Annotated in this window: 15 protein-coding genes; 10 read left to right on the forward strand and 5 right to left on the reverse strand. The window is 27.9% G+C overall.

Going from position 1 to position 22,077, the window contains the following annotated elements:
• Positions 1–52 precede the first annotated feature (52 nt).
• The 3 genes from Q0V08_RS02365 (at position 53) to Q0V08_RS02375 (ending at position 5,149) form a co-directional block, all read left to right on the forward strand.
• Positions 53–607, forward strand: coding sequence for a LemA family protein (locus Q0V08_RS02365; RefSeq protein ID WP_297431751.1), 555 nt, complete (start codon positions 53–55; stop codon positions 605–607).
• A complete protein-coding gene (locus tag Q0V08_RS02370) occupies positions 588–2,273 on the forward strand; it encodes a DUF2207 domain-containing protein (protein ID WP_297431753.1) in 1,686 nt (561 codons plus the stop codon). The genes Q0V08_RS02365 and Q0V08_RS02370 overlap by 20 nt, the downstream gene beginning before the upstream one ends.
• Positions 2,274–2,365: 92 nt before the next feature.
• The gene (locus Q0V08_RS02375) at positions 2,366–5,149 is read left to right on the forward strand and encodes an EAL domain-containing protein (RefSeq protein WP_297431755.1); all 2,784 of its coding nucleotides are present in this window, start codon (positions 2,366–2,368) and stop codon (positions 5,147–5,149) included.
• A 55-nt stretch (positions 5,150–5,204) separates the two neighbouring features.
• Here the strand turns inward: Q0V08_RS02375 and Q0V08_RS02380 are convergent, their stop codons facing one another.
• A complete protein-coding gene (locus Q0V08_RS02380; protein WP_297431757.1) occupies positions 5,205–5,429 on the reverse strand; it encodes a hypothetical protein in 225 nt (74 codons plus the stop codon).
• A 184-nt stretch (positions 5,430–5,613) separates the two neighbouring features.
• Between Q0V08_RS02380 and Q0V08_RS02385 the strand changes: the two genes are divergently transcribed.
• The 3 genes from Q0V08_RS02385 to Q0V08_RS02395 all read left to right on the forward strand — a co-directional run bounded on the left by Q0V08_RS02385 (position 5,614) and on the right by Q0V08_RS02395 (position 9,131).
• Positions 5,614–6,537, forward strand: a complete 924-nt coding sequence (locus Q0V08_RS02385; RefSeq protein WP_297431759.1) for a CBS domain-containing protein — start codon at positions 5,614–5,616, stop codon at positions 6,535–6,537.
• A 17-nt stretch (positions 6,538–6,554) separates the two neighbouring features.
• A complete protein-coding gene (locus tag Q0V08_RS02390) occupies positions 6,555–7,832 on the forward strand; it encodes an ArsB/NhaD family transporter (RefSeq protein ID WP_297431761.1) in 1,278 nt (425 codons plus the stop codon).
• Positions 7,833–7,931: 99 nt separating this feature from the next.
• Positions 7,932–9,131, forward strand: a complete 1,200-nt coding sequence (locus tag Q0V08_RS02395) for an NRAMP family divalent metal transporter (RefSeq protein WP_297431763.1) — start codon at positions 7,932–7,934, stop codon at positions 9,129–9,131.
• A gap of 13 nt (positions 9,132–9,144) precedes the next feature.
• Here the strand turns inward: Q0V08_RS02395 and pdxT are convergent, their stop codons facing one another.
• The 3 genes from pdxT to Q0V08_RS02410 form a co-directional block, all read right to left on the reverse strand.
• The gene (gene pdxT / locus Q0V08_RS02400; protein ID WP_297431765.1) at positions 9,145–9,717 is read right to left on the reverse strand and encodes a pyridoxal 5'-phosphate synthase glutaminase subunit PdxT; all 573 of its coding nucleotides are present in this window, start codon (positions 9,715–9,717) and stop codon (positions 9,145–9,147) included.
• Position 9,718: 1 nt separating this feature from the next.
• Positions 9,719–10,594: a pyridoxal 5'-phosphate synthase lyase subunit PdxS gene (pdxS, locus tag Q0V08_RS02405; protein WP_297431767.1), complete on the reverse strand. Its 876-nt coding sequence runs from the start codon at positions 10,592–10,594 to the stop codon at positions 9,719–9,721.
• Positions 10,595–10,693: 99 nt separating this feature from the next.
• On the reverse strand, positions 10,694–11,815 hold the full coding sequence (locus tag Q0V08_RS02410; protein ID WP_297431769.1) for a replication initiation protein: 1,122 nt from the start codon (positions 11,813–11,815) through the stop codon (positions 10,694–10,696).
• A 205-nt stretch (positions 11,816–12,020) separates the two neighbouring features.
• Between Q0V08_RS02410 and Q0V08_RS02415 the strand changes: the two genes are divergently transcribed.
• The 3 genes from Q0V08_RS02415 to Q0V08_RS02425 all read left to right on the forward strand — a co-directional run bounded on the left by Q0V08_RS02415 (position 12,021) and on the right by Q0V08_RS02425 (position 15,418).
• Entirely contained in the window at positions 12,021–13,838 is a 1,818-nt protein-coding gene (locus tag Q0V08_RS02415; protein WP_297431771.1) for a fructose-specific PTS transporter subunit EIIC, read from the forward strand.
• 76 nt (positions 13,839–13,914) lie between these two features.
• Positions 13,915–14,868 (forward strand): PTS fructose transporter subunit IIC, encoded by a 954-nt coding sequence (locus Q0V08_RS02420; protein WP_297431773.1) that lies wholly within the window; start codon positions 13,915–13,917, stop codon positions 14,866–14,868.
• Positions 14,861–15,418, forward strand: coding sequence for a GNAT family N-acetyltransferase (locus Q0V08_RS02425; RefSeq protein ID WP_297431775.1), 558 nt, complete (start codon positions 14,861–14,863; stop codon positions 15,416–15,418). The genes Q0V08_RS02420 and Q0V08_RS02425 overlap by 8 nt, the downstream gene beginning before the upstream one ends.
• Here Q0V08_RS02425 and Q0V08_RS02430 read toward each other — a convergent pair.
• The gene (locus tag Q0V08_RS02430) at positions 15,405–17,528 is read right to left on the reverse strand and encodes an HD domain-containing phosphohydrolase (RefSeq protein ID WP_297431777.1); all 2,124 of its coding nucleotides are present in this window, start codon (positions 17,526–17,528) and stop codon (positions 15,405–15,407) included. The two genes, Q0V08_RS02425 and Q0V08_RS02430, sit on opposite strands and share 14 nt — an antisense overlap.
• Before the next feature lie 189 nt (positions 17,529–17,717).
• Here Q0V08_RS02430 and Q0V08_RS02435 point away from each other — a divergent pair, with 189 nt between their 5' ends.
• The gene (locus Q0V08_RS02435) at positions 17,718–21,803 is read left to right on the forward strand and encodes an autotransporter outer membrane beta-barrel domain-containing protein (protein ID WP_297431779.1); all 4,086 of its coding nucleotides are present in this window, start codon (positions 17,718–17,720) and stop codon (positions 21,801–21,803) included.
• Positions 21,804–22,077 lie beyond the last annotated feature (274 nt).

Below are 22,077 nucleotides of genomic sequence, written 5' to 3' on the forward strand. Positions count from 1 at the left end.
AAAATAAATATAGTATAATACATAAAAGAAAAAAATAATAGGGAGGAAATTTATGATTTTAGGAATAGTATTTGTAGTTTTATTAGTTATTTTAATTGGTTATATCATAGGAGCATATAATAAGCTAGTTAAGGAAAGAAATTTTGTAGATGAGGCATTTTCAACAATTGATGCATATTTAAAAAAGAGATATGATTTAATACCAAATTTAGTAGAAACTGTAAAAGGATATAAAAATTATGAGGGAAGCACTCTAGAAGCTGTAGTAGCAGCTAGAAATAAATATATGACTGCTACAACTCCAGAAGAGAAAATAGAAAATGAAAATATGATAACAGGAGCTTTAGGAAAACTTTTTGCTTTAACAGAAAACTATCCTGAATTAAAAGCAAATGAAAATTTTATGAAATTACAAGGAGAATTAGTAGCAATAGAAGAGGATATTTTACAAGCAAGAAAATATTATAATGGCAGTGTTAGAGTTTATAATACAATGTGTGAAACATTTCCAAGTGTTATAGTGGCTAATAACTTTGGATTTAAGAAATATCCATTCTTTAAAGTTGAAAATGAAGAGGAAAGACAAAATGTTAAAGTTCAGTTTTAGTTTATTTTTTCTTTTGTTTGCATCAATTTTTGCAGATGCAGGCTATATTATTGATAACTATAAGGTAAACATAAAAATAGATGATAAAAATATCTATAGTGTTGATGAAAATATAAGAGTGGATTTTTTACAGCCAAGGAGAGGAATATATAGAGTAATTCCAGAGGAGTTTAATGGAAAAGAGATAAAAGTTACAAATATACAAACTAATGTTCAAACAGCTGCAAAAGATGAAGGAAATTATATTTATTTAAGATTAGGAGATCCAAATAGATATTTAACAGGAATCAAAGATTATATAATAAAATATAATTATAATATAGGATGGGATAGAAACTCTAGTTATGATGAAGTTTATTATAACTTAGTTGGAAACGATTGGGATACAACTATAAAAAAAGTTGAATTCTCCATAGAGTTACCTAAGAGTTTTGATAGTAGTAAAGTGAATTTTACATTAGGAAGATATGGAAGTACAAATACCAATGGAGTAAAGTGGACTATAAATGGTAATACAATCAGTGGTCATACAACTGTTGTTCTAAATCCAAAAGAGAGTGTTACAATAGCTCTACCGTTACCAGAAGGATATTTTAATTTTACAGATCAAAAAATAACTTTCTATCTATTTAAAGGTGTTTTATATTTAATATATATTCTTATTCCAGGAATGGCATTCGGTCTTTTGAAAAAATATAAAGATAGAGATAGTGTTATTCAAACTGTTGAGTTTTATCCTCCGGATAATCTTACACCAACAGAGATTGGATATTATATAGATGGAATTATTCATTCTAAAGATTTGACAAGTTTGATTTTTTATTGGGCTAATGCAGGCTATTTAAAAATAAACGAGTTAAAAAAAGGTGGATTGTTTACAAAAGATGAATTTGAGATCGAATTTTTAAAAGATAGGATAGAGACTGAAAAAGAGTTTGAAAAATATATGTATAATGCTCTATCTGCATATAAAAACTCAGAGAATAAATTAAATATAAGAGATTTAAGAAATAGATTTTACAAGCATATTGACAAAGCTGCAGAGATTTTAGAAATAGATTTGATTATGAGTAAAAAAACTTTATATAGTTCTAAGAGTTTAAGAGCTGGAAATACAGTTAGGACATCTATATTATTTATAGTAGCTGCTAGTTTTGGATACTTTTATTATTTTGGTACAAATGCAGGATTAGATACAACTATAACTATTATATTGGGTGGAATATCAGTATTAGTAACTTTAGCCATAAGTGGAAAAATAAAAAGTAGAACAGAGTATGGAAATGAAATTTTAGGAAAAATACTTGGTTTTAAAAGATTTCTAGAAACAGCAGAGAAAAGAAAATTAGAGATGTTATTAGAGGAAAATCCAAGTTATTTTTATAATATACTTCCATATACAATAGTTCTAGGAGTTAGCAGTATTTGGGCTGATAAATTTAAGGATCTTGTAGTTCAACCTCCTGAGTGGTACGGTGGTTCTAGTATGGGTAATGCATTTGTATTAGGTGCATTCATGGGTAGCTTTAATAACTCTTTATCTGCATTTAATGACATAATGTTATCTGCACCAAAGGCTCCGAGCAATTTTGGTGGGGGAAGTTCATCAATGGGGGGAGGATCATCAGGAGGTGGAGCTGGTGGAGGTGGAGGCGGAAGCTGGTAAAAGAAGTATTAGTAAAAACCTGAGTATTAAATTGACCCCTTTAGTAGGATTTGATATAATAAAAGTCTATCTATAAAAAAGTAGGAGGATGAATGCTAAAGGTTTTTATATTATATTTTCTTTTGACTCAAGTTTTATTAGCTGCTAATTATATACCTAAAAATATTAAAGAGGAAAAAATTCTAGAAAGTTATAGAAAACACCAATTGGTTTTAGGTTTGAAGGCATCAGATTTTGACAATACTGTTATAGATAATCAATCACTAAATACTATAATAGAAGATTTATTTAAAAATTATTTACATTTAAATGTACGAATAGTAAGAGGTAGTTGGAATGACTTACTTTCAATGTACAATAAAAAAGAGATTGATATTTTAGGAACGATGACCCAAAGTGAAGAAAGAAAGAAAAATAGTGTATTTAGCTTACCTTTGTATGATGATTCAATCTATTTAGCTACTTCAAATATAGATAGATATAATTTAAATGATTTAAAGAGTATAGAAGGAGAAAATATCTATGTTACTAAGGGATCTATTCATACAGGATATTTAAAAAAGTTTTTAAGAGGTAATGATATAAAAGTTAATACAATTGAAGTTGAAGATAGTTTTTTTAAAAGTAACGAAATATTTTTGACTTCAAAGTATAATATAGTAGGATGGGAAAATACTTTAAAAATTGGGTATCTTCCAGATATATCAATAGGTTTACAAAAAAAATTAGAAGATTTAAGTATAATAGTAAATAATGCTCTTTTAGAAAAATATCAAGGAGAAATAACTAAACATTTAGAAAAAAAATCTAATGTAATATATAAAAATAAATTTTTAGAATCTTTAACAAATAAGGAGAGAGAGTACTTAAGTGCTCTTTCTCAAGTTACAATAGCATTAGAGCCAAATAATACATTAAGTTATTATTCAAAAAGTTTAAAAAAAAATGTAGGAGTTATTCCATTTTTTATAGAAAGATTTTCTAAGAGAACAGGTGTAAATTTTAAAATAGTAAATGATAGAAATAATAATTGGAATAATATATATAATGATTTTTTGAAGAAAAAGATCAGAGTAGTTCCTTTACCAGAAAATAGAGAGTGGGATGAAGATATTATTTTTACCAATCCAATATATAGTCCTATTTTATATAAAGTATCTAGTTTTTTTTCTCATAATACTAAAGCGGGAGTTGTAAAAGGATCTATAGAGGAGAGTTTTGTACAAGAATATTATTTAAAAGATAATATTTTGCTTTTTGAAAGTTATGATGAGTTAGAAAAAGCTTTGAATAATTATATAATAAATGCAGCTTTTTTATTTGATATTAATAAAATGGATACTAGTAAATTTAAAGTTAATGAGTTTATGAAAATACCTATATCATTGGCTCTTTATAAAAGTGATGAAATATTGAAAGATATAATAAATAAAGGTATTAAAAATGGATTGAGTTTAAGAAAAATAGAGGAAGATGCAAATATAATTAAAAAACAAGAGGCTTTTAATGAGTATCAAAGATTTCAAATAACTAATAAAGTTTTATATTTATTACTATCAATATCTTTAGTATTTGCAATGATTTCAATATATAAAATGCTTTTAAATCATAAAATAACAAAAGAATTAAAAAAAGATTTAATTACAACTCTTCCAAATAGAGTTGAATTTTTAAATTTTATTTATGAAAAAAAAGAGATAAAGGGTGTTACTTTAGTAATAGATATTAATAATTTTAAAGAGATTAATGATAAATATGGACAAAGTTCAGGGGATGATATTTTAAAAATAGTTGCAGATAAGCTGAAAAGAATATTTAAAAATAAAAGTATTTTTAGAGTTTCAGGAGATGAGTTTTATATTTTTAGTGAAGATGAACTTTTAATTGAAAGACTGGAAAGATTAAAAAAAGAAATGTATTCTTTAAAATTAAGTTACCAAGTTGATTTAAGCATTGGATTTCATAAAAATTTTAATAAAGACTTAGAGACATCTTTTAAATATGCGTATATGGCTATGGAAGAGGTAAAGAAAAAAAGTAGTTTTTACTACCTTGAAGCGACAGAAGAATTAATAGAGAAAAAAGAAAGAGAATATTCAATAAAATATCTCTTAAGAAATAAGAATTTAAAAGGATTGTATGGAGTTTATCAGCCTAAATTTAATATAAAAAATAAGAAAATTGTTGGAGCAGAAGCATTAGCAAGATGGCAAGATGAGAATTTAGGATTTATATCTCCAGGAGAATTTATACCAATAGCAGAAGAAATTAATTTAATACATTTAATTGATTATAAAATAGCGGGCGAAGCTATAAAATTCGTAAAGACATTAAAAGAAAGTAATTTAATTGATTTTAATTTTAAAATGTCTTTTAATCTATCTATGAAATCTTTAGAAAGAGATGATATAGTCTCTGTAATTAAAAATTTATTAAAAGAAAATAAAATTTCTGGTGATTTTATAGAAATTGAAATAACAGAATCTATATTTTCAACAAATCTGAAAACAACGTTAGAAAAAATAAATGAATTAAAAAAGATAAACATATCATTTTCAATGGATGACTTTACAGCAGGTCATTCTACGGTAAGTTTACTACCATTGATACCTTTAGATGTTGTAAAATTTGATAAAGGTATTTTAGATGCAGTAGGAACTAAGGGAGATTTGATAGCGTCAAATATATATATGGCTTTGATTGGACTTATAAAGGATTTAAATCTTAAAATTGTATCAGAAGGAATAGAAACAAAGTTACAACTAGAATTTTTAGAAAAAGCGAATGTTGATATTGGACAAGGATATATTTTTAGTAAACCTATAAAAGACCTGGAATTTATAAAAAAGCTTACAGAAAAAAATACAGGCTCTTAGTAGAGACCTGTATTTTTTTCTAACTGGAATATTTAGTTAAAAAAATTTAAATCTTTTATTGAGCAGTTTTAGCTGGAGTAACTTCTTGAACTTGCTCTTCTACAGTTTCTTCAATAGCTTCAACTGGTTGATCTGCAGTTTGAGAATCAGTAGTTTGAGCTGGTTGAGCAAGGTCAGTAGTTTGAACAGGTGGATTAGGATCATTTGGAGTTGTATCTTGTTTTTCCCCACAAGCCACCATTGCCAAAGATAAAGCTAACATAGCTAATAATTTTTTCATATTAATCTCTCCTTTAAAATAAGTTATTTTTTCAATCTATTATACTAGGGATGAAAGAGGGTTCCTTCAAAAAATTTAAAAAAAAAGTTGAATCATGATTCAAAAAGTATTTACTTTTTGAAAAAATGTGCTATACTAAAAATGAACAAAAAATAAATAAGTGTAAAAAAACGGAGGTGTTCCAATGAAGCTGTCTAGCTATCTATCGGAAAAAGTAATTATTCCAAACATTAAAGGGAATAATATCAATGAATTGATAGAAAATCTTTTAGATCAACTTGTTGAAAATAACAAATCATTAAAAACTGAAAAGGCTATTATGAAAAAAGCTGTGTTAAAAAGAGAGGAAGAAGCATCTACTTATCTAGGACACGGAGTAGCAATTCCACATGCAAGATTAGAGCATTATGATGATATTTTAGTGGCAATCGGATTTCCAGAAAAACCAGTTATGGTAAAAACACTTGATAACAAAGAGGAAGAGTTAAAAATAGTTATTCTTGTAATAGCTGATGTTTTAAAAGGTAAAAAAATATTAAAGATAATGTCAGGAATCTCTAAATTAGCTATGAAAAATAAGGTTATTTTAGATAGAATAATTGAAGAAAAAGACCCAATTGAAACTATTAAAATATTAGAAGCTGCAAATATTGAAGTAGATCATAATATTACAGCAGAAGATTTAATGACTAATATACCAAAACCAGTAAAAGAAACAAATACTTTAGAGGACATTGCAAAAATAATAATAATGGAAAAGGTTAGCGGAATTCCTGTGGTAGATAAGAATAATAACTTTTTAGGAGAGATAACTGAAAGAGAATTAATAGCTTTTGGAATGCCAAAATATACAACAATTTTAAATGACTTAAACTTCATGACTGTAGGAGAGCCATTTGAAAACTATCTAATAAATGAAAAAACAACAACTATCGAAGAGTTATATAGAAGAGAGGGCGTTGTAACAGTTGATAGAGAGGCTTCATTAATGGAGGTATCGTATCTATTTATGAACCGTGGTGTAACGAGAATATATGTTGTTGAAAGTGGAAAGTATCTTGGAATTATTTTAAGATCAGATATTATAAGAAAAATATTACATATATAAGAAGGAAGTGAATGTTTATGTTAAGCTTAATATTAGGGCTTGGTATTTTTATAGCAGTGTTCTATTGTATCATAACAGAAAAAGTACCTGGAGCATGGGCAACTATGCTTGGTGGACTAGCAATGTCAATGGTAGGTATTTTTAATGAGGAGCAAGCACTACACGCTATAGCAAGTAGATTAGAGATTTTATTTTTATTAATTGGTATGATGATAATAGTTCATCTTATATCTGAAACAGGAGTGTTCCAGTGGTTTGCTATTACATTAGCAAAATTTGTTAGAGGAGAACCATTTTTACTTATAGTTTTCCTAGCAATAGTAACAGCAGTTTGTTCGGCATTTTTAGATAACGTAACAACAATCTTACTAATGGCACCAATATCTATATTACTAGCGGGAGAGTTAAAATTAAATCCATTCCCATTTGTAATAACAGAGATAATGGCAGCTAACATCGGTGGTACTGCAACATTGATTGGTGACCCTACACAACTAATTATTGGTCATGAAAGTGGATTAGGATTTAATGAATTTTTATTTAATACATCACCAGTAGCAATAATCTCAATGGTTATATTACTAGTAAATGTTTACTTTATTTATGGTAAAGATTTCCATGTTTCAACAGAGTTAAAAGCTAGAATTATGGAGATGAACCCAAGTAGAAGTTTGAAGGATAAAAAATTATTAAGAGAAGCAGGAGTAATTTTCTCATTAGTAATTTTAGGATTTATTTTAAATAACTTCATAAATAAAGGGCTAGCAATAATCTCTTTAAGTGGAGCATTTTTACTTGTAACATTAGCAAAGAAAAAACCAGCAGATATATTTAAGCACGTAGAGTGGGATACTCTGTTCTTCTTTATTGGATTATTTATGATGGTACTTGGAATAGAAAAAATACATGTAATAGATATAGTAAGTGATAAGATGATTGCATTAACTAAAGGAAATTTTGAGTTTGCAACAATGTCTGTTATGACTTTATCAGCATTATTTACATCAGTAATTGGAAACGTTGCAAATGCTGCAACAGTTTCAAAGATTATAGATGTTATGGCTCCTACATTTAAAGGAGTTCATACAGATGCACTTTGGTGGGCACTATCTTTTGGTTCATGTTTAGGTGGAAATATATCTATTCTTGGTTCTGCAACAAACGTAGTAGCAGTTGGAGTAGCAGGAAAATCAGGATGTAAAATAGATTTCGTAAAATTCTTAAAGTTTGGTGCATTAATAGCTGTACAAACTTTAGTAGTAGCAGGAATATATCTAAAATTAAGATATATGTAAGAAATAAAATAAATTAAAATACCCTCTAGTAAAAGAAGTAACAAAGGTATATAATAACTGAGCAAGTTATTTTGTTACAATTTACGGAGGGATTTTTTTATGAAAAACAATATGAGTTCAAAGAGTGGTGGTGCTGTTTTAGGTGCCGCTTTTTTAATGGCGATGTCTGCAGTAGGACCAGGCTTTTTAACTCAAGCTTCAATTTTTACAGAGCAGTTTAAGTCTAATTTTGCATTTTCTATTTTAGTTTCTATAGTTATAACTTTAATAGTACAATTAAATATTTCTAGAATAATAGGAGTATCAGGATTAAGAGGACAGGATTTAGCAAATAAAATTGTTCCTGGATTAGGATACCTAATAGCCATATTAATAGTTTTAGGTGGATTTGCTTTTAATATAGGGAATGTAGGAGGAGCCGCTCTAGGATTAAATGTACTATTTGGAATTGATCTTACATATTCAGCGTTATTAGCTGGTGGAGTGGGAGCATTAATTTTTATTTCAAAAGATGCAGGAAGGATTATAGATAAGTTTACTAAAATACTTGGAATTTTAATGATTTTAGTTATATCTTATGTAGCTTTAGAAAGTAAACCACCAATATCAGAAGCAGCATACAGCGCAGTATTTCCAGAATCATATGGAGATCTGAGTTTCTCATTATTGACTTTATTAGGTGGAACTATAGGTGGATATATAATTTTTGCAGGAGGACATAAACTTTTAGATGCAAATATTAAAGGGAAAGAAAATTTAAATAGTATTGATAGAAGTTTATTAATTGGAGTGAGCATAGCTTCGATAATAAGAATAGTATTATTTTTAGCTGTTTTAGGAGTAGTTTCAACAGGAGCAACATTAAATCCAGAGAATCCTCCAGCTTCAGCATTTATGCAAGGTGCAGGAGTTATAGGTTATAAAATATTCGGGATAGTTATATTAGCATCCTCTTTAGGTACCATAGTAGGAGCAGCCTATACTTCAATCTCATTTTTGAAAACTCTTTTTCCAGTAGTTTTTCAACATGAAAAAGGTTTTATAATAGGATTTATTTTATTGTCAACACTGGTTATGGCAAGTATCGGAAAACCAGTTTCGTTACTTTTATTAGCTGGTGCTTTAAATGGATTGATTTTGCCAATAACTTTAGGAATTACACTACTTGCTTCAAGAAAAAAGGAGATTGTAGGAGATTATAGACATTCAGTTATATTAACTATATTTGGAATAGCAATAGTTGTTATTATGGGTTATGAAGGAATAGTTTCTTTAGGTAGTATAGCAGCTATATTGTAAAAAAGAGGTTAGTTTATCTAACCTCTTTTATTATATCTAAAAAATATTTATGTACATTTAAATCTGAGGTCAGTTCAGGATGAAAAGATGTAACTAACATATTTTTTTCTCTAGCAGCAACTATATTAGAGTCTACTTTTGCTAAAACCTCAACATTTGGACCAACACTTTCAATATATGGAGCTCGTATAAAAACCATTTCAACTTTTGAATCAATATTTTTAAAACCCTCTCGAGTAGAGAAACTATCATTTTGCCTACCATAGGCATTTCTTTTTACAGTGATATCCATAGTACCTAGATGTTCTCTAGAATCATTACTAAGATTTTTAGCTAAAAGAATCATCCCAGCACAAGTTCCAAATACAGGAAGCCCTTGTTCAATAAGATTTTTAATTGGAGATAATAAATGTAAATCAATTAGAAGTTTTCCAATAGCTGTACTTTCTCCACCAGGTAGAATTAAACCGTCAATATTTTTTAAATCTTCAGAGTTTCTAATAAGTATAGGCTCAACACCAAGATTTATTAAAGTGTTAGCATGCTCAATAAAAGCTCCTTGAAGTGCTAAAATACCAACTTTCATATTACCACCCTCTATCAGACATCTTATTTTTTTCATCTAGAGTATAAACATTTATACCAACCATAGGTTCACCTAAATCTTGAGAAATATCAGCTAATATTTTAGGATTATTAAAATTTGTAACAGCTTTAACTATAGCAGCAGCTCTTTTAGAAGGGTCACCAGATTTAAAAATACCAGATCCTACAAATACCCCGTCACATCCAAGTTGCATCATCATTGCTGCATCAGCAGGAGTTGCAATTCCTCCAGCGGCAAAATTAACAATAGGTAGCTTACCATTTTCATGTATATATTTAACTAAATCATACGATGCTCCAATCTCTTTTGATATATTAAAAAGTTCATCAGATGAAGCACCATGAATTTTTCGAATCTCCTCATTCATAGCTCTCATATGTTTAACAGCTTCAATAACATCCCCTGTACCAGGTTCTCCTTTAGTACGTATCATACTAGCTCCTTCAGCTATTCTTCGAAGAGCCTCTCCAAGATTTTTAGCACCACAAACGAAAGGGGTTTTAAAATTTGTTTTATCAATATGATATTTATTATCAGCAGGAGATAGTACTTCGCTTTCATCAATATAATCTATATCTAAAGCTTCTAAAATTTGAGCTTCTACAAAATGTCCAATTCTAACTTTTGCCATAACTGGAATAGAAACAGCTTTTTGAATCTCTTTAATCATCTTAGGATCAGAGGCTCTTGCAACTCCCCCATTAGCTCTAATATCAGCAGGAACTCGTTCTAACGCCATAACAGCACAAGCGCCAGCTTTTTCAGCAATAATAGCTTCCTCTGGAGTAGTAACATCCATAATAACTCCACCTTTTAACATTTGAGCTAAGTTTTTATTTAATTCGTATCTTAACATAATTAAACCTCCCTATCAATTTGTTATGGCCATATTGAGATTATACATTTATGTTAAATAAAAAAGCAAATCGATTTACTAAAGCGTATTAATACAGTTTTAACTTTGAGTTTGAAAAATTTTAAAGCTTCCACGATTTTCAATATAAGTTCCAAAGACAATATAGTTTTCGTCTCTATAAAAGAAGGTATCTCCCTCTTTAAACTCTTTAATATCTTTTAGAAATTTAAAATTTAAAGAGTAGTAGAAGTTATAACCAATCATTATGTTATATATAGTTTTAGTAAAAGTTGCAACATCTTTATATAGAGATATCTTTTCTTTAATAAGAGTATGATTATTTAATTGTAAAATCTCTTCAATATTTTCTCCTTTTCTTTTTAAATAGTTTATTAGTTCATCATCTGAAAGAGTAAGGTTGTTTTCTTTTAAAAAGAGAATAGCTCTTTTACATTGAATAAAACCGATATCATTGATGCATGAATTAATGCTTTCCCAAATTTTTTTATAATCTTCAATATTGCTTTTTATAAGTTGAATTAAGTAGTTAGTTTCAGCATTTTTTTCAATGAGAGAGTTATTTTTTAAAATAAATTCAATAGCAGTAACTTTATTATTTTTAGACTCTCCTTTTTTTATCTTATTATAAATAAGCATATAATTTGAATATGAATTAATACTTTCAACTAGAGGTTTTAATAGTACTTTTTCAAAATCAAAAAAACGTTCATATGCTTCATCTTTAATATTGAAAATTTCTTTTAATTCATCAATACTTAAAATTAGATTGATATTTTCTGAATTCTTTTTTAAAACTAAGTTAAAAAAATTATGAGAGGATTTTTTTCTAAAATAAAAAAAAGTTTTAAGAGATAGAAAACTTTCAAGAGAATTTTTTTTAAAAGCATTTATAACCATTGGAGGTACAGTGACATAGTAGTCATTTTCAACTTGTGTAAAGAAAGAGACATAAGGAAAAGTTGTGAAAATCTCTCTATTATTTTCATCAGTATATGAATAAGATATATACTTTTCCATTAAACCTTGAAGACCCAATAAAAGATCTGAAGAGGATATTTTTTTAAAATTACTGCTTTTTAATAGCAAATGATCTTTATTATCATTTTCAATGTTACTGAGTATGTTTAAAAAAATAGTATTTTCTAATCTAGAAGTTCGTTTATCGATGATTATATTTTGATTAGAGATTTTAAAATCCATGAGTTCTCCTTTTTTAAAATTTTTTTTAATTTTTTTAATTCATTTTATCATAAAAATAGACGAAACAAAAATTAAAAAATAGATAATAAAAAAATAAAAAATCTATTATAGACGAAACAAAAATTAAAAAATAGCAAATTTGACAGAAAAAATAGAAATAATGTATAGTGAGAGCATAAGACAAAGAAAATAAGGGAGTGAAAAAATGTTAGAGAAAAAGTATATAAAACTAAAACTAACAGGAAAAACAAAAGATGAGATACTACAAGAACTTGTAGATGTTTTAGATAATGGTGGGGCATTAGAGGATAAAGATGAGTTTTTAAAAGTTGTTAAAGCTAGAGAGGCTACATCATCAACAGGATTAGAGGAAGGAATTGCAATTCCTCATGGAAAAACAAAAGCAGTAAGAAAGCCAGCTGTAGCTTTTGGAAGATCAAATGGAGTAGACTTTAACTCTTTAGATGGTGAGCCATCAAAACTATTCTTTATGATAGCAGCACCTGAAGATGCAACAGATTCTCATATAGAAACACTATCTAAATTAACAAATAAACTTTTAGATGATGAGGTAAGAGAAAAGTTAGAGAATGCTAAAACAGAGGATGAGATTTTAAATATATTAAATGAAGAGAAAAAAGAAACTATAAAGTCTTCTGAAAAAAGAGAGGGATATGTAGTTGCTGTAACAGCTTGTCCAGTTGGAATAGCTCATACTTATATGGCAGCTGATTCTTTAGTAAATAAAGGTAAAGAGTTAGGTGTAGAGATAAAAGTTGAAACAAATGGAAGTGTTGGAGTAAAAAATGAATTGACAGAAGATGATATAAAAAGAGCAACAGGTGTAATAGTTGCAGCAGATAAAACAATTGATATGGACAGATTTGCTGGAAAAAAAGTTATTCAAGTTCCAGTAAAACAAGCTATAAGAGCTCCAAAAGAACTAATAGAAAAGGCATTAAATGGAGAGGGAGAGATTTATAAAACTACTTCTAATGGAAAAAAAGAGACTCCGAAGAATGAGAAAACAGGAATTTATAAGCATTTAATGAATGGAGTTTCTCATATGTTACCATTAGTTGTATGTGGAGGAGTTTTAATAGCTCTTTCAATAGCATTATCAGGAATTAAAGCTGGGTCAGGAGCAGATGTAACAAATCCATTCTTTAAATCAATGCTAGATTTAGGGGTTGCAGCATTTGGACTTATGATACCAATTCTTTCAGGATATATAGCTATGAGTATAGCAGATAGACCAGGACTTGCTCCAGGACTTGTTGGTGGTGCTTTAGCAAATACAGTTGGTGCAGGATTTTTAGGTGGTATGGTTGCCGGTTTTGCTGCAGGATATATAGCTAAGTGGGTTAAATCATGGAATGTTCCAGAAGGATTAAAACCAATTATGCCAATATTTGTGATACCTTTAGTTTCAACATCTTTAGTTGGAGTGATAATGTATTTCATAGGAGCACCTATTAGTGGATTTATGAATATGTTAACAGATGTACTAAAAGGAATGGAAGCTGGATCAGTATTTTTAGCACTTATTTTAGGATGTATGATATCTTTTGATATGGGAGGTCCAATAAATAAAGTTGCATTCCTATTTGGTTCAGCAATGATAACACAAGGAGTTCCAACAGTAATGGGACCAATAGCAGTTGCAATTTGTATTCCACCAATTGGTATGGGAATAGCAACAATGATGGCACCGAAAAATTATGAAGTTGGTGAAAGAGAAGCTGGAAAAGCAGCTTTTGCAATGGGATTAATTGGAATTACTGAGGGTGCAATACCATTTGCAGCAGCAGATCCATTTAGAGTTATTCCATCTATAATGGTTGGAAGTGGAGTTGGAGCAGTTATTGCAGCAATAGGAAAAGTTGCAGATCATGCACCTCATGGAGGACCTATTGTATTACCAGTTGTAGATAATAAATTGATGTTTGTCATAGCAATTGTAGTTGGATCTCTAATAAGTGCAATAATGGTAAATATTTTAAAGAAATTTAAGAAACAATAGTTAGAAAACTATTAATATATTGATGAAATAAAACTCCCATGATACTATTTAAGAAAAAGTACGTGGGAGTTTTTTTATGAGAAAAAGGGTATTAAAAAGTATAATTCAAGTTATACCAGTATTTATAATTGGTGGAATTTTATCGGTAATATCATTATATACAGATAATCAATTTTTAAAAGATTTAAGTGGGTATAGTTTTTTAATGGCACCACCTCTTTTATCAGGATATATAGCTAAAGAAATATCAGGAAGTGTAGGGTTTATACCAGGAATTATTTTAGGATATCTATCTGGAGTAATTGGTCTTGGAATGTTTGGAGGAATATTAGTAGGTGTTGTTTTAGGATATTTTATAAATGGCCTAAAAAAGATTGAGATATCTATAGAGGTTTCTTCGATAATGTATCTAGTTATAATTCCAATACTATCTACTTTAATTGTAGGAATGGGACTTTACTATGTTTTTCAAGGACCAATGAAATTTATATTAGATGAACTTGGTATCTATTTAAACAGTTTAGATGATAAGAATAATGTATTTTTAAATTTTGTTTTAGGTGGATTAATTGGAGTTGATTTAGGAGGACCAATAAATAAAGTTGCATATGTTTATGCTGTAAATACAATTGAATATGGAAGAGGAGACGTAATGGGACCAATAGCTGTAGCTATTTCAACTCCTCCATTAGCTTTGGGATTATCACAGTTTATATTGAAAAATAGATTTTCTAAAACAGAGAGAGAAGCGGGAGTAATATCAATACTTCTAGGCTTTTTAGGTATTACTGAGGGAGCTTTACTTTTTTTAACAAGAGATATAGCTGTACTACCTACAACTGTTATTGGAGCAGCAATTGGAGCTGGAGCAGCTTCGATTTTAGGAGTAAAATCAATAGTACCTCATGGAGGCATTATAATATTGCCATTGATAGAAAATAAAATAGGATTTTTAATATCGTTATCAATAGGAGTGATATCAACAATATTTATGTTGTATTTTTTAAAAAAAGGGGAGAGTAATGGATAGAAGTGTAGAAAATATACATTTAATTATGATTAAAGAGAGTTTAGATTTTAATGATAAACAACTTCCAGAAGGATATGAATTTGTAATGTATGAACCTGGAATGATGGATAAATGGGTTGATATTCAATTATCTTCAAAACATATATTAGAAAAATCAGAGGGAGAGCTTTATTTCAAGGAGGTTTTTTTACAAAATGAAGATTTTTTAAAAGAGGTTATGGTCTTTATTAAAGATGAAAAAGGTGAACTAGTAGGAACTGGAGCTATTTGGGAGGGAAAATATTTTCCAAAAGATAAAGATAAAAAATATAGACTACATTGGATTGCAATAGATCCAAAGCATGGTGGAAAAGGATTAGCAAAAGCCTTAGTATCAAAACTGCTTTTTATATTTAAAGATAAAAAAATGGGAGAGGGACTATACCTCTCCACGCAAACATGTAGCTATGTAGCTATAAAAATATATTTAGATTTTGGATTTAAACCTTATGATTTAGAAAATAATAAAAAAGGTTGGAATATAGTTTTTAATAAAATTAATGTTCAATAAAAATTTTATTAAACTCTTCATCAAATTCTAAAAATATATCAACTAGAGCGGGGTCAAAATGTTGACCACGTTCTTTTTTTATTATTTCAATAGCCTCTTCATGAGAGAAGCCATTTTTATAAATTCTTTTTTGTCTTAAAGCATCATAAACATCAGCTAAAGCAACAATTCTAGCTTCTAAAGGGATTTCTTCATTTTTTAATCCATAATAATAACCTTTACCATTCCATCTTTCATGATGATAAAGGGCAATATTTTGAGCTATCGGACCTAGTTGCATCTTATCAACAAGTTTTTTACCAAAAAGTACATGTTTTTTCATCTCTTCAAACTCATAAGGAGAAAGTTTTCCAGGCTTTTTTAGAATAGAGTCAGTAATTCCAATTTTACCGATATCATGAAGAGAAGCATATTCTCCAATTTCATTAATAAATTTTTTATGACATTTAAGTTTTTCAGCTAAAAATTTAGAATAAAGGTTAACTCTTAAAATATGATTTCCAGTATCTTCATCATTAAATTCATTTGCAGCTTCAAAACTTTCAACTAAAGCACGAGTGATAAGTCTTTCTTTTTTACTTGCTATGATTGTTTTTCTTAAGAAATAAAATAGAATCAGAATAATAGTAGAGGATATAGAAAACATAACAATAAAATGTTTATAGTTAGGTGAGAATTTCTTTGGAATAACTAATTCACTATAAAGTATTCTACTTTCAGATAGATGGCTAGGAAAAAGTTTATCTATAAATGTAGCTAAGTTAGGATCTTCCTTTACTCCAAAGCCAATAGGAGTAATTTTATTAAAAAAACCAGCAACTTTAATTTTATCCTCTAAATATTCATTTGAAATAGCCATTGAAACAATTTTAAAATCTCCATAAAGATAATCAATCTCTTTATTAATTAAACTTAATAAAGCAGATGTAGTATCTTTAAAAACTCTAAAAGTATTAGTATTAGTTAAATTTTTAATTTCATCTTTATTAAGTTTTTCATAGGATAAAAGACCTATTTTTTTATTTTTAATATCTGAGTATGAATCAACAAAATTGCTGTTTGTTAGAGAAAATGCTGCTAATTGTGATGCATAATATGGAATAAAAAATTTTTCAGGAGAATCAAAAACTTTAGTATCAATTGCTTTAATGTCATAGTTTTGTTCAGAATTTTTTATATAGTTAATAGGGATATCTGTTAAATATGAAAGTTCATTAAGCCGATCTACAACATATCCTCTGTATCCCTTTTTTGAAGTGTAAAAAAGAGGAGCTATATTATCAGTATCAGGAGTTAATATGTTAAAACTTTTATAGGTTTTCTTTAAATGTTCAATGATAGTATCATTTTTTAAAAGTTGCTTGTAGAAAATTAAACGCTCTTTTTTTAGTGATTTAACAACATCTTTTTCGGAAAAATCAATATTAAATTTTTCAATAATATCCTTTAAAATGGGATATTTTCGATTCACAACCATCCAAAGTTGTGATGATGGAATCTCATCTAAAGGAATAAAAGTATAGTTTTTAAAAACATCATTGCTACTTTTTCCAACGATAGCATCAATATTTTCTTTTTTTAAAGATGAAAAACCAAAGTTTCCATTATCTTGAACAGGAATTAAGTTTTTTAGGTGGGGATAAAACTCTTTTACAAGAATAGAGTCAGATGTACCTTCTACATGAGCAATATTTAAATTGTTAAGATTATTTAAATCAATCGTTTTTCCCTTTTTTACAAATAATCCAACATTATATGTATTATAAGTTGGAAGAAAAAAATACAATCTTTCTCTTTGTGGAGTTTTGGCAATGTTAAAAAGAATATCGCCATCTCCATTAATTAAAAGTTCTTTCATCTCTCTCTTATCAGAATCTTGTATTTTAAATTTTAATCCTGTTTTTTGTTCTAATTTTTGAAAGAACTCCATATAAACTCCAGCTAACTCTCCAGAATCTTTTTTATATAAATAAACATGGTTTGGACTATATATATCAACTAAAAAAGTTTTATTTTTATTATTTTTTATCCAAGCTTTTTCTGTTTTAGTTAAATTTAATGAAAATGTATTTAAAAATATAAGAAAAAATAGAAAAAAAGACTTAAACAAACCTAACACCTCCCCTCTGTTTTAGAGAATTATATCATAGAACTAAAAAAAGTTAAATAAATACGAAATTATTTTTCATAATAAGTTTATTTCAAAAAATGTGAAAGCAAAATTTAAATAATAAGTAAGAGAATTTAAAAAGATAAGGAAAATCTAAATAAGATTATAAAAAATAGGGAGGGCTGTGATATGAAAAACTTAAATAATATTTCTAATATTGTAAAAAGGAGCTTGAAAAGAAGAGTTAAAATTACAGAAAGCCTGTTAGTTGTATTTTTAGTAACAGGGGGAGTTGCATATTCATTACCAATAATAGGAGATATAAATAGTGAAAGAGTTGAAATTGATGAAAATTTATTTAATAATACAAATTCTACAATTTACATTAACGATAGAGTTATTGATAATAATGATATAGTTGAAATCAATAGTAAAGAAAATGGAGTAGTTATAAAAGAGAAACTTAAAATTTGGAATATAGCAAAGATAGAGAATCTAAAAAATTATGGAATGTTATCTACAAATGGAGGAGTAGCTATAAATTTTGGAAGTACTTGGGAACAGAGTGAATTTTTTTATGGTAATAAAGAAATTTTTAATAGCAGTGAAAAAGGTATTTTTAATAAAGAGAATTATGGAATGGCAGCTATAAATAATAAAAGTAATAGCGAATCTATAATTTCAAATTTTGGATTAATACAAAATGGTAAAAATTATGGAATGTATGTGGAAGCAAATGGAGAAGATACAAAAGTTTTAGGTCAAAATAAAGGTTATCACATAAATTTTTCTATTATTGGATATATTTTAAATGAAGATGGAAATATAGTAAATGATTATGAGGATATAAAAAATTTTGAAAAATTTTGTGAAGAGATTAATAAATCGTTAGATGGAACATCTAATAAAGGGAATTATGGAATGGCAGCTTTATCTTTGAATAAAGGTATATCAAAGCAAGTAAATTATGGATTAGTTGCAAATGGTGGAGATTATGGAATGATAGCTCAATCAATAGGAGAAGATTCTGATTCAAAAATAGAAAATTTTGGTGGTGAAGAGAGTATTTTTTACACATCAAAAACAGGAAAGAAAGATGCGGAAATATTATTCTATGAAAATGAAAATGGGATAAAAAATCAAAAAAATTATGGTATGAGTATTTTATCTCAAAATGGAGGAAAAGTAGAGGGAATAAATACAATTAATACCCAAAAGTTAAATCAGGGATGTTCAATAGATTCAAATAGCTTAGAATGTCAAGATCCAGAAAAGCCATTTCAAATAGAGCCACTTTTAGGAATAGGTTTAGTTAAAAATCAAGGAGATTATGGAATGATAGGAAGTGCTTTAGATGGGGGTGAAGCTTTATTAATAAACGAAGGAATAGATTTTGATTATGGTTATGATTATATAAAAAATAAAGATGGTTGGGCTGGGAAAGTAAAGATAAAACTAAATGGTGGTGTAAAAAATATAGGGAATTATGGAATGGTAGCTTTAACTGATAATAAAAGTGAATCTAAGGCTATAAATAGAGGGTTAGTTTCAAATCAAGGGAATTATGGTATGTATTCAGAGGGAGATGGAAGCTTAATAGAAAATTTAGGAAGGAGTTTATACTTAGAAGATATTCTTTTACACTTATATCAAATAGAAAATAAAGACGATGAGGAATTTGAAAAAATATACTCAAATATATCTCTCGATATTAATGGTGGAATAAAAAATAGTGGAAATTATGGAATGGCAACTGATAAAAAAGGAAAATTATTAAATAAAGGTCTAATTCAAAATCAAGGAGATTATGGAATTTATATATTAAATAACTCTATTGGAGAGAATAGAGGAAGGGATTTAAATGGAATAGATATATTAAATATTTTAGTAAATTTATCTAAAGATGAAAAAATAGAAAATAAATTAGCTGAAACAATTTTAGATGAAATTTCAAAAAATGAGATTATAGAAAACTTTTTAGATAGTGGAGAAGGAAACTTTGAAGAGTGGATATTAAATTCTAATATTGAAAATAAAGATGAGATATTAAAAAAATTTAAAGAAATTAATGCACAAGGTGGAATAAAAAATGAAGGAAATATAGGAGTTTATGTTGGAAATAATTCATACTTTATAAATCATGGATTAATAAATCCTGATGGAGTAACAAAAACAGAGGAAGGAAAAAATTTATTAAAAGCTTTAGGATTTGATGAAAATGAAAAAATAGCAATTGTAGGTGGAGAGGGAAATAATACAATAACTCTAGGTACAGGATCTGAAATATTTGGAAAAGTAAGTGGTGGTTTGGGAAATAATACGCTACATTTTGTTGATACATATGATGAATATACAGGACAAAAAATAGAGAACAATATATATGGGGACATTGTTCCAAAATCATTTTCTCATATAATTTTTGGGAAAAATACAGTAAGTTTAGATAAAAATGGAAACTTAGTATTTGATGGAGACAATTCTTCAAGTGAAACTGTATGGAAGATAAAAGAGGAGTTGGTTTTAGATTATCATAAAGATACTAATAAAAATGATTATACAGCAGTTATGAAAAATGGAAAGTTAACAATAACAACAGATAAGTTTAACAGTGTCCATATAAATGGAGTGTTTTTAGAAAGAGATGTAAATAGAGATCAAATAAATAAACTTTTAACAGGAAATGTATCTTTTGAAAGTGGAGCTAATTTAGTTAAACATGTTGGAAAAAATGTTACGTCTACATTAGCAGCAAACTCCATAAACATGAATGGTGGAACAATAACTCAAAGAGTACTAGATAATCTTTTTGTAACAAATGCGAATAGAATAGAGATAACTAATATTTTTACATCAGGTTTAAGTGAACAACAAAAAAGAGCAATACAAGAAAAGGGACTTTTGATAAATGGTAATCAAGCTTCTGGAAATATAGCTTTACCAGAAGAGTATTTTAAAGTAGAAAGTATTGGCAAAGGTCAAGTAGTTGGTTGGGATTCATGGCATGAGTATAATCCTATAACAGGAGACGTAACTTTAATTTTTGAAAGAGAAAATATAAATCCACCAATAAACCCACCAAATCCTATAGATCCAGAAGAGCCAATAGTTCCACCACCAATAAATCCAGAAGAACCAATAGTTCCACCATCAATAAATCCCCCAATTCCAGACAAAGGAGGACATGGGTTACAAGGTGGGTATGCTCAAAGTATAGATAAATATACACAATCAAATGTAGATATAATTAATACTATGTATATAAAGAATCAAGGATATAATTACGCTAGAAAAATTGCATTTATACCTAAAAAACACAGTATAAGTAAAGAACAAATAATTTATCCATCATATATTTCAGATAAAGAATTAACTTTGGGAAAAGAAAGCTTGCAAAGTCCAATCGTAGAGATAATAGAAATAGAAAATGGAGAAAGATATAATAATCTTCAAATGGCAGACTTGTTTGGAGATTATGGAAAATACACAGGTAATTCGAATTCAGAGTTTACTTATGATGCATGGGGTGTAACAGGAGGAACATTTCATAGGATTAATGAAGAATGGTTAGTAGGAGCAAGTTATGGTTATGCTAAATCTAAAGTAGACTATAAAACTGGTGAAGGTGGAAAAGAGGACGTTGACACAATAGGGGTAAATCTATTTTTAACATATGAAAAAAATAATTGGTTATCTATAAATAGTATTGGGTACTCTTGGAATAAGCATGATTTATCTCGAAAAATATATGATAGAGATAATGAAATTTTAGGAAAAAATACTGTACAAACAATATCATCAGATTTTGATTCTCATTTGTTATCAATAGGAACAGAGTTAGGTTATAAATACATAATTAATGAAGAATCTTATCTATATCCACATATAGGATTAGATTATGTATGGTATACAAGAGAGGGGTATAAAGAGGATGGAGGTTCTTATGCTTTAGATATAGACAAAAATAGATTAAATACATTTGTAAGTAAAGTGGGACTAATGTATGAAAAGACATGGGAAAAAATAGGTGTCTTTGGTGATATAGGATGGCAACATTATTTTGAAGATTTTAAATCGTTTGATGGAGCTTTTTATAATGAGAGTTCTGCAAAATATAGGATAGACGGATTAGATATAGGAAAGGATATAGGTTATGTTAGAGTAGGAGCAGAGTATAAATTTAATCATAAATTATCAGTAGGAATAGATTATACTGGATCTTTTAGAAGCAAAGAATTTAGTAATATAGTTGGATTAAATATTGAATATAAATGGTAAAAGAGTTGTGAGTAGAGTAACTACTCACAACCTTTTTTATTAATATATATTTAAAGTGAAAAAGTTGCAAAAAAGTTGAAAAGATGTGTATGAAAGAGAAAAAAGAGTGAATAAAAAAAATAGGTATAAATGGGCATGAAAGAAATTACATGGCAAAAATAAAAGTTAATATAAATTTTGGAGGGGTATATGAAGATAATGAAAAAACTATTTTATGGAATTACTTATTTATCATTATTTACAAAAATATTAGCATTTAATATAGGAATAGCTC

Source organism: uncultured Cetobacterium sp., assembly GCF_947038635.1.
GTDB lineage: Bacteria > Fusobacteriota > Fusobacteriia > Fusobacteriales > Fusobacteriaceae > Cetobacterium_A.

What these genes read in the sequence shown, in the direction of transcription:
- Q0V08_RS02370 (WP_297431753.1), top strand. Translation starts at nt 588, where the DNA reads ATGTTAAAGTTCAGTTTTAGTTTATTTTTTCTTTTGTTTGCATCAATT.
- Q0V08_RS02375 (WP_297431755.1), top strand. Translation starts at nt 2,366, where the DNA reads ATGCTAAAGGTTTTTATATTATATTTTCTTTTGACTCAAGTTTTATTA.
- Q0V08_RS02435 (WP_297431779.1), top strand. Translation starts at nt 17,718, where the DNA reads ATGAAAAACTTAAATAATATTTCTAATATTGTAAAAAGGAGCTTGAAA.
- pdxS (WP_297431767.1), bottom strand. Translation starts at nt 10,594, where the DNA reads ATGTTAAGATACGAATTAAATAAAAACTTAGCTCAAATGTTAAAAGGT.
- Q0V08_RS02395 (WP_297431763.1), top strand. Translation starts at nt 7,932, where the DNA reads ATGAAAAACAATATGAGTTCAAAGAGTGGTGGTGCTGTTTTAGGTGCC.
- Q0V08_RS02380 (WP_297431757.1), bottom strand. Translation starts at nt 5,429, where the DNA reads ATGAAAAAATTATTAGCTATGTTAGCTTTATCTTTGGCAATGGTGGCT.
- Q0V08_RS02365 (WP_297431751.1), top strand. Translation starts at nt 53, where the DNA reads ATGATTTTAGGAATAGTATTTGTAGTTTTATTAGTTATTTTAATTGGT.
- Q0V08_RS02410 (WP_297431769.1), bottom strand. Translation starts at nt 11,815, where the DNA reads ATGGATTTTAAAATCTCTAATCAAAATATAATCATCGATAAACGAACT.
- Q0V08_RS02385 (WP_297431759.1), top strand. Translation starts at nt 5,614, where the DNA reads ATGAAGCTGTCTAGCTATCTATCGGAAAAAGTAATTATTCCAAACATT.
- Q0V08_RS02420 (WP_297431773.1), top strand. Translation starts at nt 13,915, where the DNA reads ATGAGAAAAAGGGTATTAAAAAGTATAATTCAAGTTATACCAGTATTT.
- Q0V08_RS02415 (WP_297431771.1), top strand. Translation starts at nt 12,021, where the DNA reads ATGTTAGAGAAAAAGTATATAAAACTAAAACTAACAGGAAAAACAAAA.
- pdxT (WP_297431765.1), bottom strand. Translation starts at nt 9,717, where the DNA reads ATGAAAGTTGGTATTTTAGCACTTCAAGGAGCTTTTATTGAGCATGCT.
- Q0V08_RS02425 (WP_297431775.1), top strand. Translation starts at nt 14,861, where the DNA reads ATGGATAGAAGTGTAGAAAATATACATTTAATTATGATTAAAGAGAGT.
- Q0V08_RS02390 (WP_297431761.1), top strand. Translation starts at nt 6,555, where the DNA reads ATGTTAAGCTTAATATTAGGGCTTGGTATTTTTATAGCAGTGTTCTAT.